This window comes from Rhodanobacter sp. KK11 (assembly GCF_033345435.1).
Lineage (GTDB): Bacteria > Pseudomonadota > Gammaproteobacteria > Xanthomonadales > Rhodanobacteraceae > Rhodanobacter.
Genome location: NZ_JAWPMI010000005.1, coordinates 604,978 through 623,084 on the forward strand (window position 1 = coordinate 604,978; position 18,107 = coordinate 623,084).

Genomic DNA, 18,107 nt, shown 5'->3' on the forward strand with positions numbered 1-18,107 from the left:
CGGGCGACCTACCAGCCGATACCCACGCCCACGCCCCCGGAGGTTTCGCTGCCGCTGACCGCGGCGCCGAAGGTCAGGTTGGCCTTGGGCGACAGTTGACGCGAGAAGCCGACGGACAGGGCGGCCTGGCCACCGTAACCACCCGCACCGACACCGAGCCGGTTCTTCGCGTCGATGCCCTGCGTGCTGAACGCCATCTGCGACATCGCCGCGCCCATGGCGCCCACGCGGCTCAGCCGCTGGTTCACCGTATGGAAGCGTCCGTTGACCTCATTGCGCAAGGAACTGAGGTCGCTGGTGCTGACGAAGCCGGCCGTCTTCTGGTCGGTATAGGTCTTCGCCTGGCTCAACGTCTGCTGGTCACCCGCATCGGCGTAACCCTTCGCAGTCACCAGCGCATCCTGCACCTGGCCCAGGTTGGCCGCGTCGGTATCCTGCGTGCCCGCCGCCACGTTGGTGATCTGGCGGGTGCTTGTCGCCGTACCCACCGACACCGTGTTGGCCCGGTCCGCCACCGAACCCTGGCCCAGCGCCACCGCACCTTCCGCCGTGACCGAACTGCCCTGGCCGATCGCAGTACCGGAGGCTGCCGTCACCGACGAGCCTTCGCCCACTGCCACCGCATTGGTCGCCGCCGCCGTGATGGTGGTATTCGCGCCCACCGCGGTACTGCCGTCGGCGTTCACCTTCGCGTTGCCGCCGATGGCGGTGTCGTTCGGGCCGGCTGCATAGCTGTCGCCGCCGACCGCCGTACCGTAGCTGCCGCCGGCTGCCGCACCGGAGCCGATGGCCACGCCCCTGGAACCCTGCGGCACGGTGGCCGCATCGCTGCCATCGATCGCCCCGTCGACGGCCACGCGGGTGTTGGTGCCGCCGCCGCTGGACAGGCCCTGCTCCACCACCGCCAAGCGGCCATCAAGACCGCTGATGCTGCCCAACGCGCCGGCCAGCGCTGCATCGAGCGCCCCCAGCGCATCGCCGACGTTGCTGTAGCTGCCGCCCTGGATCGCGAAGTTCGGCATGCCGATGCCGCCGCCCGCCTGCAGCATCGCGCCACCGCCGAACGCACTCAGCACGTCGGCAAGCTGCCCGACCGTGGCGGCATCACTCGCCACGTCGCTCGCCTGCAGGTTGCTGATCCGCGTACCGTTGCTGCCGGCCAGGGTGATCTGCCCCTTGCTGACGTCGTCGTACGTCACCGCGCTGTCGGCAAGATCGCCCAGTCCGTTCGCGACGCTGGTGATCGCGGCATCGAGCTGGCCCTTGTTCACCGCGTCGTTGGCGTCGACACCGTCGGCCACATTGCCGATCGTGGTGCCGTCCGCCCCCTCCAGGGTGATCTTCGCCTTGCCCGGGTCGTCGTATTTCACCGCGACTGCCGCGCCCTGGTCGAGCTGGCTCTGCACCGCATCGAGCTGACTCTTGTTCACCGCATCGGTGTCCTCGGTGCCGGCCGCCACGTTGGTGATCTGCCGCTCGTTGCCCGCGCTGCCCACCGATACCGTGTTGTTGCGGCTCGCCTCCGAACCTACACCCAGCGCCACCGCGTTGGTGCCCGAGGCAAACGCATCCACGCCGATCGCCGTGCTCTGCTGCCCCACTGCCCACGCATTCGCGCCCAGCGCCGTGGCGTTGTCGCCGAACGCCCAGCTGCCGGCACCGATCGCCACCGTGTTGAAGCTCTCGATGCCGAACCCCGCATAGCCGGTCTCCGCCCCGTCGCCGATCGCCACGCTGCTGTCGCCCAGCGCCGACGCCCCCGCGCCGATCGCCACGTTGCCGTCGTTGTACGCACTGGCACCGTAGCCCACCGCCGTCGCCAGCATGCCCTCGGCGTAGCTCATCGAACCCAGCGCCAGCGCGCCGGCGCCGATCGTCGCCGCCTGGAAACCGCCGGCCAGCGACTGCGTGCCGCCGGCGTAGGACAGTCCGCCCAGCGCCGTCGACAGGTCGCCCGCCGCTTCGGCACCCACGCCGAACGCCGACGCGGCCAACCCGCCAGCCTGCGCGCTGGCGCCCACCGCCGTGCCGCCCATACCGGCGCTGGTCGAGGCGAACTCGATCGGATCGCCGTTCGCATCCAGCAGCAACGCGCTGCCGTCGTCCTGCGTCGCCATGCCGCCGACCGCCACGCTGCCGGCACCGCTGGCCTGCGCCCCGGCGCCGTACGCCGCGCTGTTGTTGCCCGACGCCGAGGCGCCGTAGCCGGTCGCCGTGGCGTAGTCCGCGTTGGTGCTGGCCAGGCTGCCGAACGCCGACGAGCCCACCCCGAACGCGCTGCTCAGCGCACCCACCGCCGTGCTGTTGGCGTCCGCGGCGAACGTGCCGTAGCCGATCGCCACGCTTTCCGTGCCGGCGGCGAAGCTGCTCGCCCCCGAGGCCACCGCGTGCTCGCCGTCGGCCAGCGCGTCTTCGCTGCCGTCGTCCGCGCCGTCCGCCTGGAAGAAGCGCGTGGCGCCGCTCATCGAGGCATTCAGCTGCGCCACGTTCACCGCGTCCGTATCTGCCGTGCCGGCCGCCACGTTGGTGATCTGACGCTCGTTGCCCGCGCTGCCCACCGATACCGTGTTGGCGCGGTCGGCGATCGAGTCCGAGCCCAGCGCCACCGAATCGCCAGCCAGCGCTTCGGCGGAGTTGCCCAACGCCGTGCTGTTGTAGCCCGACGCCACAGCCCAGCTGCCGATGGCGGTCGTGTAGCTGTTCGACGCCTCTGCCTGGAAGCCCGCCGCCACCGCGGTCACGCCGCTGGCGATGCTCTCCGCACCCAGTGCCGTGGCGACGTCGCCCGACGCCAGGCTGTAGAAGCCCACCGCCGTCGACTCTACGCCATCGGCTTCGCTCAGCACGCCCAGCGCCGTGCCGCCATCGCCACTGGCCAGGCTGGCCGCGCCGAACGCCGCACTGAATTCACCGGAGGCTTCGCTTTCGGCACCGACGGCCGTGGCATAGTCGGCCGTGGCCTGGGCGCTCGCGCCCATCGCCACGCTGTTGTCGCCATAGGCCGCCGAACCAAAACCGTACGAAGCGCTTTCCGTGCCGGCGGCGACGCTGCCCGCGCCCGCGGCCACCGCGTGCTCGCCATCGGCCAGCGCGTCTTCGCTGCCGTCGTCCGCGCCGTCCGCCTGGAAGAAGCGCGTGGCTCCCGCCACCGTGTCATTCAGCTGCGCCACGTTCACCGCATCGGTGTCCTCGGTGCCGGCGGCGACGCTGGTGATCTGACGGGTCAGGCCGTTGTTCACATCACCCACCGCGACCGTACCGTCGCGGCTCGCCCAAGAATAGGCACCGAGGGCGACGCTGCCATCACCGAGCGCAGTACTGTTGTCGCCGAGGGCCAGGCTGCTGAGTCCCGCCGCCCAGCTGTTGATGCCGAATGCACTGGCATTCGCGCCGGGTGCATAGGCGAAGTAGCCCACGGCCGTCGCGCCGTACCCGGCCTCGGTGATCGCGCCGACCGAAGTGGCGTAGTCATCCGTGGCCTGCGCGCCCGCACCGAGCGCCGTGGCGTTTTCACCGCCGGCCGCCGTCTGCACGTAGAAGCCGGCACCGGGAATGAGATCGGCCATGCCGCCCACCGCCACGCTGCCGTTGCCGGCCGCCACGCTCTGCGGGCCCACCGCCACCGCAAAATCGCCCACGGCATTCGCCACGGCGCCCAAAGCCAGCGAAAGATCGCCACTGGCATATGCGCCCACGCCGAACGCCGACGAAGCGAAGCCGCTGGCCTGTGAACTGGCGCCCACCGCCGTGCCGGCCACCGCGGCACTGGTGGCGCCCACGGTGATCGGGTTGCCGTCCGTGTCCTGCACCAGCGGGTCGCCGTTCTCGTCCACGGCGGTGCCACCCATCGCCAAGCTCGCCGGCCCGGTGGCCTGCGCATTCGCGCCAAAGGCCGTGCTGTTGATGCCGGTGGCGACCGCGTTGTAGCCGACCGCCGTGGCGTAGTCCGCGTTGGTGCTGGCCAGGCTGCCGAACGCCGACGAGCCCACCCCGAACGCGCTGCTCAGCGCACCCACCGCCGTGCTGTTGGCGTCCGCGGCGAACGTGCCGTAGCCGATCGCCACGCTTTCCGTGCCGGCGGCGAAGCTGCTCGCCCCCGAGGCCACCGCGTGCTCGCCGTCGGCCAGCGCGTCTTCGCTGCCGTCGTCCGCGCCGTCCGCCTGGAAGAAGCGCGTGGCGCCGCTCATCGAGGCATTCAGCTGCGCCACGTTCACCGCGTCCGTATCTGCCGTGCCGGCCGCCACGTTGGTGATCTGCCGCTCGTTGCCCGCGCTGCCCACCGATACCGTGTTGGCGCGGTCGGCGATCGAGTCCGAGCCCAGCGCCACCGAATCGCCAGCCAGCGCTTCGGCGGAGTTGCCCAACGCCGTGCTGTTGTAGCCCGACGCCACAGCCCAGCTGCCGATGGCGGTCGTGTAGCTGTTTGACGCCTCTGCCTGGAAGCCCGCCGCCACCGCGGTCACGCCGCTGGCGATGCTCTCCGCACCCAGTGCCGTAGCGACGTCGCCCGACGCCAGGCTGTAGAAGCCCACCGCCGTCGACTCTACGCCATCGGCTTCGCTCAGCACGCCCAGCGCCGTGCCGCCATCGCCACTGGCCAGGCTGGCCGCGCCGAACGCCGCACTGAATTCACCGGAGGCTTCGCTTTCGGCACCGACGGCCGTGGCATAGTCGGCCGTGGCCTGGGCGCTCGCGCCCATCGCCACGCTGTTGTCGCCATAGGCCGCCGAACCAAAACCGTACGAAGCGCTTTCCGTGCCGGCGGCGACGCTGCCCGCGCCCGCGGCCACCGCGTGCTCGCCGTCGGCCAGCGCGTCTTCGCTGCCGTCATCCGCGCCGTCGGCCTGGAAGAAGCGCGTGGCTCCGCTCACCGAGTCGTTCAGCTGCGCCACGTTCACCGCGTCCGTATCTGCCGTGCCGGCCGCCACGTTGGTGATCTGCCGCTCGCTGCCCGCGCTGCCCACCGATACCGTGTTGTTGCGGCTCGCCTCCGAACCTACACCCAGCGCCACCGCGTTGGTGCCCGAGGCAAACGCATCCACGCCGATCGCCGTGCTCTGCTGCCCCACTGCCCACGCATTCGCGCCCAGCGCCGTGGCGTTGTCGCCGAACGCCCAGCTGCCGGCACCGATCGCCACCGTGTTGAAGCTCTCGATGCCGAACCCCGCATAGCCGGTCTCCGCCCCGTCGCCGATCGCCACGCTGCTGTCGCCCAGCGCCGACGCCCCCGCGCCGATCGCCACGTTGCCGTCGTTGTACGCACTGGCACCGTAGCCCACCGCCGTCGCCAGCATGCCCTCGGCGTAGCTCATCGAACCCAGCGCCAGCGCGCCGGCGCCGATCGTCGCCGCCTGGAAACCGCCGGCCAGCGACTGCGTGCCGCCGGCGTAGGACAGTCCGCCCAGCGCCGTCGACAGGTCGCCCGCCGCTTCGGCACCCACGCCGAACGCCGACGCGGCCAACCCGCCAGCCTGCGCGCTGGCGCCCACCGCCGTGCCGCCCATACCGGCGCTGGTCGAGGCGAACTCGATCGGATCGCCGTTCGCATCCAGCAGCAACGCGCTGCCGTCGTCCTGCGTCGCCATGCCGCCGACCGCCACGCTGCCGGCACCGCTGGCCTGCGCCCCGGCGCCGTACGCCGCGCTGTTGTTGCCCGACGCCGAGGCGCCGTAGCCGGTCGCCGTGGCGTAGTCCGCGTTGGTGCTGGCCAGGCTGCCGAACGCCGACGAGCCCACCCCGAACGCGCTGCTCAGCGCACCCACCGCCGTGCTGTTGGCGTCCGCGGCGAACGTGCCGTAGCCGATCGCCACGCTTTCCGTGCCGGCGGCGAAGCTGCTCGCCCCCGAGGCCACCGCGTGCTCGCCGTCGGCCAGCGCGTCTTCGCTGCCGTCGTCCGCGCCGTCCGCCTGGAAGAAGCGCGTGGCGCCGCTCACCGAGTCGTTCAGCTGCGCCACGTTCACCGCGTCCGTATCTGCCGTGCCGGCCGCCACGTTGGTGATCTGACGCTCGCTGCCCGCGCTGCCCACCGATACCGTGTTGGCACGGTCGGCGATCGAGTTTGAACCCAGCGCGACGGCGTCGTATGCGCCGCTTTGCACGTGGGAGCCCGAACCCAGCGCGGTGCCGTTGTAGCTATCCGCCTGAGCCATGTAGCCCACCGCCGCGGCCTGCTGGCCGGACGACTGGCTGGCCACACCCAGCGCCGTCGAACGCAGGCCGGTGGCCTGCGTCGCGACCGTCCCGTTTTCGCCAAGGCCGCCCACTGCCACGCTTTCGCCGCCCGACGCGACGGTATAGCCGCCAACCGCCATGCTATTTGCGCCGGACGCCATGGCGCCCAGGCCCGCTGCCATGGAGCTGTAACCCGATGCCTGGCTGTTCACGCCAAGGGCCAGCGACAGATCTCCACTGGCCCTGCTCGACGAACCCACCGCGATGGTCAGCGCACCGGTTGCCCTGCTGTCGTTGCCGACCGCCGTCGACACGGCGCCGCTGGCCTGGCTCGCCGCCCCCAGCGCCGTGCTGGCGACACCGCTGGCGTTGCTGCCATTGCCGACCGCGACAGCCAGCACGCCCAGGCTCTGCGCGTTCGCGCCCATCGCCAACGAATAGATGCCGATAGCCCGCGCCTCGTAGCCGATCGCCGTGGCGAAATCGCCTGCCTCGGCCGACTGACCACCCGCCGTACCGCCCGTGCCGACGACCGGGGCAACCACCGGGTTGCCGGCCGGGTCCGCCTCGAACTGCGCTGCCGATACCTGGCCGGCGCCCAGCGCCAATACCAGGCCCGCCGCTGCCATGCCCGCGCGCAGACGCCTCGCGGCGCCACCCTTGCCATTCGCGCTGGCCAGCTCGGAAGCGACCACGAGCATGCCCAGCGACTTGTTCCATACCTTGCTGTAGATCCTGTTCACATCGTACCCCTGCGATAGTGACTACCGGTCGGATGACTGGCGCCGGACGTGCCTGCCGGTACGCGCCGTGTCTTCCGCGCCTGATGCGGAGACCCGCCCCGCGCGTTGCGCGCGGGCGTGCCTTTCCTGTTCTTTGATGGACGTCCGGACGTGCGGACGTCCATACGAATGCACTCTGTGCGGGATGGGCGATGGGCTCCCCGAAGCGCAGGAACCCACCACCACCGGCACGCGCCGACCGGAGTCGGCGCGTGCCCGCTTACTTCGGCGGCTCGAGGTAGCTGCCCTGCACGCTCACCCCGGTGTACGGCTTCACGCCGATCACCTTGATGAAATACGTGCCCGCGGCCGGCTTGGTCAGCACCACCGACTCGGTATTGCCGGCATGCACGGACTTGAAGCCGTAATCGGTGCTGGTCGGCTCGGCATTGATCGAGACGAACAGCGAGACGTCACCGACGCCGCCGAAGGTGCGGATGTTCAAGCCGCGCGCACCTGCCGGAACCTCCAGCGAGTACAGCTTCTCGCCGCCGGCCGTGCCGGTCTGCCCGCCCAGCGCCACGCCATTGGTCAGTTCGATGGCGTCGACGCCACCCGGGCCACCCGGCTCGCCCGGCCCCCAGGCATCGTACTGGGCCTGCGTTTCCGCGTTGCCGAGGCACGCCGCCAGACTGCTCGCCTGGTCGACCGTGATCAGGCCGTCGTTGGCGAGGCCGGCCGCGTAATTGCCCATCGCGGCGCGATAGTCATCCACGTTGGCCGCAGCCGCAGCCATGATCCTCGCGTTGGCCACCACGTTGGCGCCGACCACCAGGCCGCCGGGAATCCAGGTCGGGATGCCGGTGTTGCAGGTCAGCAACAACTGGCCGCCTTCGTTGAGCTTCCAGCCTTCGTCCTTGAACAGCGCCGGGGTGAGGTCGAGGTTGATCTGCCCCTCGAGATCCTGGTTGATCGCGTACTCCATGATCGCGTTCGGGGTCAGTCGCGTGTCGTAATGCGAGAACGACGACCCCTGGGCCAGCACCGTCGGTGCGTACAGCTGCACGTTGCCTTCGGCATCGGTACCGCCCAGACGCCCCTGCGGATCCGGCGTGAACGCCACCGCCAGCGTCGCCAGGTTGGCCTTGAACGTATTGCCGTCGGCCTGGGTGATGCCGATGGTCGGGATCGTGATGCTCGGATCATCGCCGGCAGGCGCGATGGCACCGGCCGTGTTGTTGGCGATGATCACGCCGATCGCGCCGGCATCCTGCGCATTCTTCACCTTGATGGTGAAGGCGCAGACACCACGATCGATCAGCGCGATCTTGCCGCTGACGCCGGCATCCACGATGTCGCACGCCAGCGGATCGGCCGGGACGGCCACGTTGCCGGTGAAGTTCGCCGGGGTCGGCGCGGCGCCGAACGCCGCCGGGTTGTAGTCGTAGCTGCCGGCGATGCTGGCCGGTGCGGTGACGTTGAACGTGACCAGCGGCTTCAGCGCCAGCGGCGCCTCACTCTTCACGTTGCTGCCGGTGAACACGACGTGGCTGTCGTTGAGCGCCGCGGTCTTGCGCTCCGCGTCGGTCATCGCGGTCCACATCTTGCCCGTCGAGTTGTCCTTGACGAAGGTCGAGTAGATGTCCGGCTGGTTCTGGTTCTGCTTGCCGGTGGACAGGTTGTTGAACCCGGAGAAGCCCAGGCCATGCGCCATCTCGTGCAGGACCACGTTGAGGAAATTGATCTGCCCGGGCGGCGTGTTGCCGTCGAGGCCGAAGTACCAGCCCGAGGACTGCAGGCAACCGGTGGTGCCCAGCTTGCTGTTGAAGCGGCTGATGATGTCCGGGGTGGTGGCCGGCAAGTCGTTGGCCACCGCCGCGTCGGTGCCGGCGAGGGCGTCGGTCAGCGCGGAGTGGTACCACGTGTTGAGCAGCGCGCCGGAAGGAGCCGGTGCATTGAACTGGAAGATGTAGTTGGTTCCGGACGAGCCCAGCACGCCCGAAGTGGCGTCGCAGCTCAGCGGAGTGAAGGTGACGGTATTGATCACCGGCACGTCGCTCTGCAGCACCGCACCCCACAGGTCGCCGGCGAACTGGAACACGTTGAGCGCCTGCTGGCCGCGCGTGGTGCCCGGGTTGCCGCCGACCGGCGTGGCCGGCGTGGCATCGTCAAGGCCCTGGTTGGTGCCGGCGTCGAGGTTGACGATCTTGATCTCGCCGGCAAGGGCGGCGGTGCCGGCGAAGCTGCACATGCCGAGCGCCAGCAGGGCGGAGAACAACTGCTTGCGGCGGATCATTGCAGCACCTCCTGTACCGGCTGGCCACGGGTTGCCGCTTCGTCCTGGTGGCGGATCACCACCGCGCCATCGGCGCGGGTCTCGGCGACCAGGCTGCTCGTCAGGGTCTCGGGCACCTGCATGACGGCGGCATATTTGCCGGTCTTCGTCCGCTTCAGCGTCTTCATCGCCTCCAGCTCATTGCGCGGCCGCTGCGACAGGGCGTGCGTGGTGCCGAGAGGAGCCGCATTCGCTTCCTTCAGCATGGCTGCGGACAGTGCCGCACGCTGAGCCGCCGTCGGTGCCACCAACCTGCCGGTCGACGGGTCGATCGCGACCTGGACGCCCTGGACGTCGACCATGGTTGCCTCCGCCTGTGCCGCCTTCTGTCCAACCGCACCCGCGGTGCCCGCGACAAGCAGGCCGGACAGCGCCAACCCGACCGCCCGTGCCGTGACTTTTTTCTGCATGAAAACCCCTCCGTTGATATGCGGCATCGTCAGCCGATGCCGAAATTCAGTGCGCTCCCGCCGAGCGCCCCTGATGCGCAGCAAAGATCCCGTGATGGCAGGCGCCCCGAAGCCATGCCGAGTTGAACCAGCCTTGGATTGCACGCGGAGCGTGAACCGGCAGACAGCTTCCTCCCCCGCACGCCAAAGACTGGCTAACCCCCTCGAGCGGTTTACGCCCTAGCTGAATCGAGTATGAAAATCTCGGACCAACATCACGAAACTAACAGCAAGTTCTTGCGAACGTCAACGCGGTTTCCGGGAAGCTCCGGCAAGCTGTCTGTTGCCATGCGGAATACTCCCGGCTTGCCTGTCTGCGGGGGGCTGCCAGAATGGACCGCACCGTCACGGCTTCACCCCATGCAATTGCTCGATATCGGCGCCAACCTCACCCACGAGTCGTTCCATCACGATCTCGATGCCGTATTGCAACGCGCGCAGGCGCACGGGGTGGGTCGGATGATCGTCACCGGCGCCTCGTCCGAAGGCAGCACCAAGGCACTGGCCCTGGCCACCGCCCATCCCGGCCGATTGTTCGCCACCGCTGGCGTCCACCCCCACCACGCGATCGACTATGACGAGGCCACCGACGCACAGCTGCGCATGCTGGCGCAAAATCCTGCGGTAGTGGCGGTCGGCGAGACCGGACTGGACTACAACCGCAACTATTCGCCGCGCGAGGTGCAACTGCGGGTGTTCGAGCGCCAGCTGCAGATCGCGGCGGAGCTGCACAAGCCGCTGTTCCTGCACCAGCGCGACGCGCACGCGGATTTCGTCGCACTGCTCCGGCGCTGGCGCGACCGGGTGCCGGGCGCGGTGGTGCACTGCTTCACCGACACCGGCGAGGCACTGCGCGACTATCTCGCGCTGGATTGCCACATCGGCATCACCGGCTGGATCTGCGACGAGCGCCGCGGCACCCACCTGCGCGAACTGGTGCGGGAGATCCCGGCGAACCGGCTGATGATCGAAACCGACGCACCCTACCTGCTGCCGCGCACGGTGCGCCCACTGCCTTCGCACCGGCGCAACGAGCCGATGTACCTGAAGCACATTTGCGAAGAGATCGCCCGCGACCGCGGCGAGCACGCGGAAACCACCGCGGCGAACAGCACCGCAACCGCCGAAGCGTTCTTCGGATTGGCGCCGTTGCCGTAACCAGCGCGCGACACCTCGCGTCGCCTTCCGCCACGTCCGCGAAAAGCATCGCGCACAGGGTGCGCTCCTACAACGTGACGATCCGCGATTCGCCCGGGCCCAGTCCGTCCAGCGCGTGGTCGCCGATGCGCACGCGGATCAGCCGCAACGTGGGGAAACCGACCGCGGCGGTCATCCGGCGCACCTGGCGGTTGCGGCCCTCGCGCAAGGTGAGCGTGAGCCAGCTGGTGGGAATGGCCTGGCGGAAGCGCACCGGCGGATCGCGCGGCCACAGCCAGTCCGGTTCGCTGGCGAACGCGGCGTCGGCCGGCAGGGTCGGGCCGTCGTTCAGCACCACGCCGCGGCGCAGGGCCTGCAGCGCGGCTTCGTCGATGACGCCCTCGACCTGTGCCAGGTAGGTCTTGGCCTGCTTGTGGCGCGGGTCGGTGAGCCGGTGCGCCAGCCGGCCGTCGTCAGTCAGCAGCAGCAGGCCTTCGCTGTCTCGGTCCAGCCGTCCGGCCGCATAGACGTCTTTTTGTGCGACGAAATCCGCCAGCGTGGTGCGGCCGCGATCGTCGGTGAACTGGCACAGCACACCGTACGGCTTGTTCAGCGCGATCAGCATGGGAGTTGGGGACGGAGGGCTTAAGTAGCTACTTAATGCCCTCCGTCCCCGTTCGCGTTCGCGGGCTTGACGAAGCGCAGGGTCATCCGGTCGGACTCGCCGATCGCCTGGTACTTCGCCCGGTCCTTTTCGCCCAGGGTCAAGGTGGGCGGCAGCGTCCACACGCCCTTCGGATAGTCCTTGCTGTCCTTCGGGTTCGCGTTGATCTCGCTGCTGGCGTCCAGCGTGAAGCCCGCCTCGGTGGCCAGCTTCACCACGTAGGCGGTGGGCAGGTAGCCGCTCGACTTCACCGCCTCCAGCGAGGCGCCGTCGGCGGCGCGGTGGTCGACCACGCCGAGCACGCCGCCGGGCTTGAGCACGGCGAAGAACGCCTTGAACATCGCCGGCGCGGTGCCGGCCATGACCCAGTTGTGCACGTTGCGGAAGGTCAGCACCAGGTCGGCCGAGGCCGGCGGGCCGAACACCGGCGCCTTCGGATCGAACTGCACGATGCGGGCGTTGCCGTAGTGTGCCGCGTCGGCGGCGAATTTCTTGCGCAGGGCGCTGTCGTCGCTGCGCGCCTCGCTGTCGGCGGCGGGCGCCTTCTCGGCCGCGATGTAGTGGCCGTTGTCGTGCAGCAGCGGCGCCAGGATCTCGGCGTACCAGCCGCCGCCGGGGGTGATCTCAATCACCGTGCGGTCCGGCCGCACGCCGAAGAACTGCAAGGTGGCCTTGGGGTGGCGGTAGGCGTCGCGGGCGCGGTTCGCCTCCGCACGCCAGCTGCCGGCCAGCACGCTGTCCAGCTGCGCGGCGGTGAAGTCGCTGGCGCTGGTGGGTGGCACCAGTTCGTCCGCCGGCTGGTCCGACTCGGCCGTGGCGGCGCGCACCGTCTGTGCACCAACCACCATCGGCAGGCCCAGGCCGACGGCCAGCAGTGCCGCCGCGGCCAGCCGCAGCCTTCTTGTCCTTGCCATTCGTGTTGCGCGGTTCATCAATGACTCCTTGGCGCGTCGGCCGTCCGAATTTGCTGCAATGTCGCGAAAAGCACGTGCAATCCCGGTAAACGGTTCAGAACGGCCGCGGGCATACCGACTGCAGGCCGTCGATGTGTTCGTGCAGGTCCGGCGCGATGCCCTGCCACATCGGGTCGAGGATGAAGTCGATGCCCTCGTAGCGGGCCAGCTTCGCGGCCGGGATGAAATCGGCGTCGCCGGCGACCAGGATGATCTGGTCGACCAGCTTCTTGTAGGTCAGCGCGGCGATGTCGATGCCGATCTTCATGTCGACCTGAGTCTGCCGCATGTCCGGCTCGAAGTGCTCGTCGCGCAGGTCGTCCCAGCGCAGGCTGCCCTCGCGCAGCTGCTGGTAGGCGCCGCGCTTGAGCTGCCACTCGCCGCGCTCGGCCAGCCGGCCCAGCCGCAGCGCCATCTTGCGCTGGCGGCGCAGCTGGTCGTGCAGCTCGCGGCGGAACGCGGCGGCACCGGTGCGGCCGAAGTCGACGCTGTCGCCACTGATCGGTTTGACGAGACTCTTTTCCAGCGGCGGGCAGTCGTAGAAGAAGATGCGGTACAGCTGCTCGCGCGGCCGGTCGACCGCTTTCAGATGCTCCAGCGCCATGCTGAACACGGTCTTCGCCACCGCGCGCGCGTCGCCGGCGTCGCGCTCCCCGTACACCTTGCGGTAGCGGGCAAGAAAAAAAGCGCCGTCGACGAGGATGGCGGTGCGATTCATGGAACAACCTTGCGGACAGGTGGCATGTATCGAGGGAATGAATGAACACCGCCGGCAGAAAGAGGCCGGCGGCAGAGGTGCATTCTACTGTGGGAACCGGATCGGCGGTGATGCAACTGCACTGCTGTGGCTGCGCGACAGATCCATAATGGATCACCGATCCGGACCGCCTTGTCCTCGTGCATCAGCCCGAATGCGGGGTTGAACGTTCCGGCGGCAGCACGCCGGTGATCATCTCGTCGATCACACGGCATGCGCACATGGTCACCCCTTCATGGTCAACCTGCGCGCCAGGGATTCGGCTTCGGCGCGCCTGACCTCCTGCGGCAGCACAGCTTCACGCAGCACGGGCAGGGCTTCGCCGAGCAGCTCGCGCGCTTCCGGATGCTTGCCCTGCTCGAGATGGATGCGCGCCAGTTCGACCTGGGCACGCGCGAGATCAACCGACGACGCGCCCTTGCCCCGCAATCCCTCCATGCCCTCCCGCTGCAGGCGCTCGGCTGCAGGCAGATTTCCTTGCAAGTACGCCAGTGCGGACTCGGCACGCAGCATGTTCGCCATGACCGGGTGCCCGGGCGGGAAGCGCCTGCCCGCGCGCGCGCGCAGCTCCGGCAACATCGACTCCATGGTCCGTGCATCCGATTTGCCTTGTGCCAGCAGCACCTGTTGCCACGCGACGAAGACGTATTCCATCGAATCCATGCCCTCGATGCGGATCGCGCTTTCCATCAGGCGCTGCAACAGGGGTTCCGCCTCGGCATGGCGTCCCGCCGCCACCAGGCAGTTCGCGAGGTTGCGATCGATCCGGCGCCGGGTCCGGTCATCGGCGGATGCGCCGGCTTCGTCCAGCTTGGCAAGGCTGCGCGCGAACAGTTCCAGTGCGCGCGGGTAGTCTCCGAAGTTCTTGTAAATGGAGGCCAGCTTGTCCAGGTCGATGGCGATGTTGGCCGGCGTATCGCCGACAACGGCCTGCATCGCGCGTTCCTGCGCCACGATCGCTTCGCGGTAGCGATTCTGGTGCCGCAGCACGGTGCCCAATTGTCCATACACCTTGCTGCTCAAGTCGCCTTTTCCGCCGAGCGTGTCCTCGGCCAGCCCGACGGCCTGGCGAATCGCCGCCTCGGCGGCATCCGGGTTGCCGCTCCTGAGCTGCGCGGCCGTAAGGGCGCGCAGGAGGTTGATGCGCCAGGGCGATTGCGGCGGCAATCCCCGCGCATCGGCATATGCCAGGGCTTTGTTCGCAAACTTCACGGCCTCGGACGGCTGGCCCGTATCCGCCTCCACGCCGGCCAGCATGGAGTACATCTCCACCACAGGCAGCAGCGGCAGGTCGGGCACTCCCTCGGCCAGCGTCGCGGCCCGGAGCCATAGTTCACGCGCCTCCCCGTCACGGTCGGCGTAGTAGTTCCCGTAGCCCAGGCCGATCAGCGCGAACAGTTCCTGATGGGCGTCACCGGGCGCGTGCCGGCGGCGCAAGGCGGCGGATTGTTCGGCGGCGGCCAGGCTGTCCTCGCCGCGCATCGCGGCGCCCAGCGCGGTGGAATAGTTCTTCCATGTTTCGGCCAGGCGCAGGGCCTCGTCGCGTTCGCGCGGCTCCACTCCGCGCAGCCCGGCCTCGAACAGGTCAGTGGCGATCTGCGGTTCGCCCAGCGACTGGTACAGGTCGCCCAGCAGCCGCTGCAGCGGCTGGCGTACCTCGGCGGCAGCCGTGTCGCGCCGGTCCAGTTCCTCGCGGGCCTTGTCCAGCAGTTCGCGCACGCTGACCTGGTGGGTCATGGCGTTCTCCGGAGCGGCAGCGGTGAGGGTGTCGCTGAGGAACTGCAGCGCTTCTTGCGCGTTGGCGCTGTGCCGGCGTGCCACGTCGGCCTGCCAGAGCGCCAGGCCGGTGCCGGCCAGCACGGCGACGGCGATGCTGCCGGCGGCCGCGGCCAGCACGCGGTTGCGGCGCAACCACAGCCGTGCGGTTTTCCAGCGGCCAGGGGCGACGATGCGCAAGGGCTGGTGTTCGCGCCAGCGGCGCAGATCGTCGGCCAGGGCATCGACCGAGGGGTAACGGTGCTCCGGCGCGCGCTGGAGACAGCCTTGCACGATGCTGGACAGGTCGCCGCGCAATGCCGCCGCCAGTGCGGCCGGGTTGTATCCGCGCGAAGCGGCGGTTTCCGCGCTGACGCGGGCGGCCGCCCTGGTCAGAGCTTCCGGTTCGCGTCCGAGCTGCTGCAATTGCCTGGGCAACGGCGTGTCGTGACTGAGGCCGAACGGGTGCGCGCCGCCGAGCAGGCGGTACAGCACGATGCCCAACTGCCAGATATCGGTTGCCGTGGTGATCGGCGCGGCGTTCAACTGTTCGGGCGAGGCGTATTCCAGGGTCAGCGCGCGCGCGCCGATGGTGGTGGCGTCGGAACCCTGCAATTGCTTGGCGACGCCGAAATCCAGCAGCTTCACCCGGCCTTCGTTGTCGACAAGGATGTTCGACGGCTTGAGGTCGCGGTGCACCACCAGGTTGCGGTGCGCGTGATGCACCGCGTCGAGCACCTGCGCGAACAGCCCGATGCGTTCGCGCAGTCCCAGCTTGCGCGCATCGCACCACGCGTCGATGGGCTGGCCATCGACGTATTCCATGACGAAGTACGGATCGCCCCCGGCGGTGAATCCGCCGTCGAGCAGGGTGGCGATATTGGGGTGTTGCAATTGCGCCAGCATCTGCCGCTCGCGCAGGAAGCGCTCGCGCGCAACCACCGGATCGGCGCCGATGCGGATCAGCTTGAGGGCAGCACGCTGCTGATAGGCATCGTCGTCGCGCCGCACTTCATGCACCACGCCCATCCCGCCATGGCCGATGACGCCGACGATCTGCCACGCGCCGATGCGGCGGCCCTGCCAGTCGGGCTGCTGCACCGCCGTTTCGGCCGCCAGTTCCGTGCTCCAGCGCGCGGCGTTCCCTGCAAACGGTTCGGTGCCGCCGACGTCGGCCGCCAGCATTCTTTCCACCTGCGAACGCAGTGCCGCGTCATCGACGCACAGAGCCTCCAGCCGTGCCTTGCGCTCGGCGTCCGCCAGTTCCACCACCGCATCGAAGATATCGGCGGCCCGCCGCTGGCGCTGCTGTTCTTCCGGGGTCATGACTCCAGTTCCGTCTTCAACCAGGCACGGGTGCGCCGCCAGTCGCGGCGCACGGTGCGCACGCTGACCTCCAGCAGGCCGGCGATCTCGTTTTCGTCGTAGCCGCCGAAGTAGCGCAGCTCCACCATCCGCGCCGCGCGCGGATCGAACCGCTGCAGGGACTGGAGCAGTTCGTCCAGACGTACCACTTCGATCTGCGCGGCGTCGCCGGAAGGAACGCGTTCGGTCAGGGTCAGCTGCTGCCACTGCCCGCCATGCTTTTCGGTTTGTCTCTGGCGCACATGGTCGACCAGGATCTGGCGCATGGCCTGGGCCGCCAGCGCCATCAGGTGCTGGCGATCCTTCGGGGAAAGAGCTTGATTGCCGGCCAGCTTCAGCCAGGCGTCATGGACCAGCTCGGTGGTCTGGAAGGCTTGGCGGTGACCACGCCTCAGGCGGGCGCGCGCCAGTTGCTTGAGTTGGGCGTAGACGGCGGCCAGGACGGCGTCGGCGGCGGTCATGTCGCCATCCCTCGCCTGGGCCAGCCAGTGGGTCAGCGGCAAATTTTCCGGAGCGGGCAACGTCATGCTGCGATTTCCGGTACCAGGCGGCAGGAGAAACTCGAACGAGGCCGCAGTCTGGCATGCAGCAACTGCTTTCACCAACAAGGTGTCCTGTTTGGCCCGGGTTTCCCGATTACCTCTTTGCGACCCACTTCACCAACTCAAGGAACCTGCCGTGAAACTGCACCATCTACTGCCGCCTTCCCGCCTGTTCGGCACTCTGCTGGCCGTACTCGCCCTGGCTGCTTCGCTGCCCGTGCGTGCTGCCGCCGATTGCAAACCGCATCCGCTGTTCACGCCGATGCAGGGCTATCACGCCATCGAGTGCGAAACCTCGGACTTCGACGCCAAGGAAATTCCGGTACGGATGATCAGCGACCACGAGGCGGAGAAAGAGACCATCGAAGGCCGCTACGACATGGTTGTCTATGGGCTTGACGAGGGCGCCACGCCCAGCTCGCCGCTGAAGATCCTGCGCAACCACCTCGACGCGGCGCGGGCCAGGGGCGCCACCGTGGTGATGCAGGGTGGCGCGCAATCATTCATGGCCGGCGAATGGACGAACATCCAGCAGCAGATTGCCACGCTACGCATAACCCAGGGCGGCAGGGAATACTGGGTGCACCTGGGTTCGGTAAATGGCGGCGACTACTACGCCATCGCCAGCATCACGCCGGAGGCCATGGCCCAGGAGGTCTCGGCCAACGAGTTGATGGAGCAGTTCGACCGGCAGGGATATCTGCGGCTGGACGTCCACTTCGACACCGGCAGAGCGACCATCCGGGCCGAATCCGCGTCGATCCTGGATCAGGCGGCGGCGATGCTGAAACAGGCATCTTCGGCACGGGTCGAGATCGGCGGGCACACCGACAACGTCGGCAACGCCGCGGCAAACCTGACGCTGTCGCAGCAGCGCGCCGAAAGCGTGCGTGTCGCGCTGGTGCAGCGCGGCGTCGCCGCCGGAAGCCTGTCCGCCAAGGGCTACGGCGACACCGCGCCGGTGGCCGACAACCGCAGCGAAGAAGGCCGGGCGGCGAACCGTCGCGTGGAAATCAGCAAGGCCGGCGGCGCTATCGGCGCTGCCGCCGCCAAGCCCGCACGCCTGGTCGTTGCGCCGGTGGGCGGGCGCGACGGGAAACCGGAAAGCCGGGCGGGAAGGTTCGCACGCGACCGTGCGCAGAACGCCGGGCATTCCGCCGAAGCCGAAGCCGGCGCCAAGGCAGACGACACGGTCCGGGAGAAAGCGCGCAACCTGCTCGACCGGATGTTCTGACACCCTCCCTTTCGCCAAGGAAC

10 protein-coding genes are annotated in these 18,107 nt (G+C 69.0%); 2 read left to right on the plus strand and 8 right to left on the minus strand.

Annotation, left to right across the window (positions count from 1 at the left end; translation table 11 throughout):
- Nucleotides 1-8: 8 nt before the first annotated feature.
- From R5H19_RS16240 to R5H19_RS16250, 3 genes are all read right to left on the minus strand, one after another.
- Nucleotides 9-6,914 (minus strand): ESPR-type extended signal peptide-containing protein, encoded by a 6,906-nt coding sequence (locus tag R5H19_RS16240; RefSeq protein WP_318160081.1) that lies wholly within the window; start codon nt 6,912-6,914, stop codon nt 9-11.
- A 259-nt stretch (nt 6,915-7,173) separates the two neighbouring features.
- Entirely contained in the window at nt 7,174-9,189 is a 2,016-nt protein-coding gene (locus tag R5H19_RS16245) for a PA domain-containing protein (RefSeq protein WP_318160082.1), read from the minus strand.
- A complete protein-coding gene (locus R5H19_RS16250) occupies nt 9,186-9,638 on the minus strand; it encodes a hypothetical protein (protein ID WP_318160083.1) in 453 nt (150 codons plus the stop codon). The genes R5H19_RS16245 and R5H19_RS16250 overlap by 4 nt, the downstream gene beginning before the upstream one ends.
- A 399-nt stretch (nt 9,639-10,037) precedes the next feature.
- Between R5H19_RS16250 and R5H19_RS16255 the strand changes: the two genes are divergently transcribed.
- Complete coding sequence (locus R5H19_RS16255) at nt 10,038-10,835, plus strand: TatD family hydrolase (RefSeq protein WP_318160084.1); 798 nt, start codon at nt 10,038-10,040, stop codon at nt 10,833-10,835.
- Between the two features lie 67 nt (nt 10,836-10,902).
- On the opposite strand, the gene R5H19_RS16260 is transcribed toward R5H19_RS16255, so the two are convergent.
- The 5 genes from R5H19_RS16260 to R5H19_RS16280 all read right to left on the minus strand — a co-directional run bounded on the left by R5H19_RS16260 (nt 10,903) and on the right by R5H19_RS16280 (nt 16,769).
- Nucleotides 10,903-11,439 (minus strand): pseudouridine synthase, encoded by a 537-nt coding sequence (locus tag R5H19_RS16260; RefSeq protein ID WP_318160085.1) that lies wholly within the window; start codon nt 11,437-11,439, stop codon nt 10,903-10,905.
- A 32-nt stretch (nt 11,440-11,471) separates the two neighbouring features.
- Entirely contained in the window at nt 11,472-12,410 is a 939-nt protein-coding gene (locus R5H19_RS16265; protein ID WP_318160087.1) for a methyltransferase, read from the minus strand.
- A 76-nt stretch (nt 12,411-12,486) separates the two neighbouring features.
- On the minus strand, nt 12,487-13,149 hold the full coding sequence (locus R5H19_RS16270; protein ID WP_318160088.1) for an NYN domain-containing protein: 663 nt from the start codon (nt 13,147-13,149) through the stop codon (nt 12,487-12,489).
- A 264-nt stretch (nt 13,150-13,413) separates the two neighbouring features.
- Nucleotides 13,414-16,269: a serine/threonine-protein kinase gene (locus tag R5H19_RS16275; RefSeq protein WP_318160089.1), complete on the minus strand. Its 2,856-nt coding sequence runs from the start codon at nt 16,267-16,269 to the stop codon at nt 13,414-13,416.
- Nucleotides 16,266-16,769, minus strand: a complete 504-nt coding sequence (locus R5H19_RS16280; RefSeq protein WP_318160090.1) for an ECF-type sigma factor — start codon at nt 16,767-16,769, stop codon at nt 16,266-16,268. Before R5H19_RS16280 ends, R5H19_RS16275 begins: the two co-directional genes overlap by 4 nt.
- On the opposite strand from R5H19_RS16280, the gene R5H19_RS16285 reads away from it, so the two are divergent.
- Complete coding sequence (locus R5H19_RS16285) at nt 16,768-18,084, plus strand: OmpA family protein (RefSeq protein ID WP_318160092.1); 1,317 nt, start codon at nt 16,768-16,770, stop codon at nt 18,082-18,084. The two genes, R5H19_RS16280 and R5H19_RS16285, sit on opposite strands and share 2 nt — an antisense overlap.
- The last annotated feature ends 23 nt before the right edge of the window (nt 18,085-18,107 follow it).

Bases quoted from the DNA above. Each gene is read 5' to 3' on its own strand.
- R5H19_RS16245 (WP_318160082.1), bottom strand. From the start codon at position 9,189: ATGATCCGCCGCAAGCAGTTGTTCTCCGCCCTGCTGGCGCTCGGCATG.
- R5H19_RS16250 (WP_318160083.1), bottom strand. From the start codon at position 9,638: ATGCAGAAAAAAGTCACGGCACGGGCGGTCGGGTTGGCGCTGTCCGGC.
- R5H19_RS16260 (WP_318160085.1), bottom strand. From the start codon at position 11,439: ATGCTGATCGCGCTGAACAAGCCGTACGGTGTGCTGTGCCAGTTCACC.
- R5H19_RS16255 (WP_318160084.1), top strand. From the start codon at position 10,038: ATGCAATTGCTCGATATCGGCGCCAACCTCACCCACGAGTCGTTCCAT.
- R5H19_RS16285 (WP_318160092.1), top strand. From the start codon at position 16,768: ATGTCGCCATCCCTCGCCTGGGCCAGCCAGTGGGTCAGCGGCAAATTT.
- R5H19_RS16275 (WP_318160089.1), bottom strand. From the start codon at position 16,269: ATGACCCCGGAAGAACAGCAGCGCCAGCGGCGGGCCGCCGATATCTTC.
- R5H19_RS16265 (WP_318160087.1), bottom strand. From the start codon at position 12,410: ATGAACCGCGCAACACGAATGGCAAGGACAAGAAGGCTGCGGCTGGCC.
- R5H19_RS16280 (WP_318160090.1), bottom strand. From the start codon at position 16,769: ATGACCGCCGCCGACGCCGTCCTGGCCGCCGTCTACGCCCAACTCAAG.
- R5H19_RS16270 (WP_318160088.1), bottom strand. From the start codon at position 13,149: ATGAATCGCACCGCCATCCTCGTCGACGGCGCTTTTTTTCTTGCCCGC.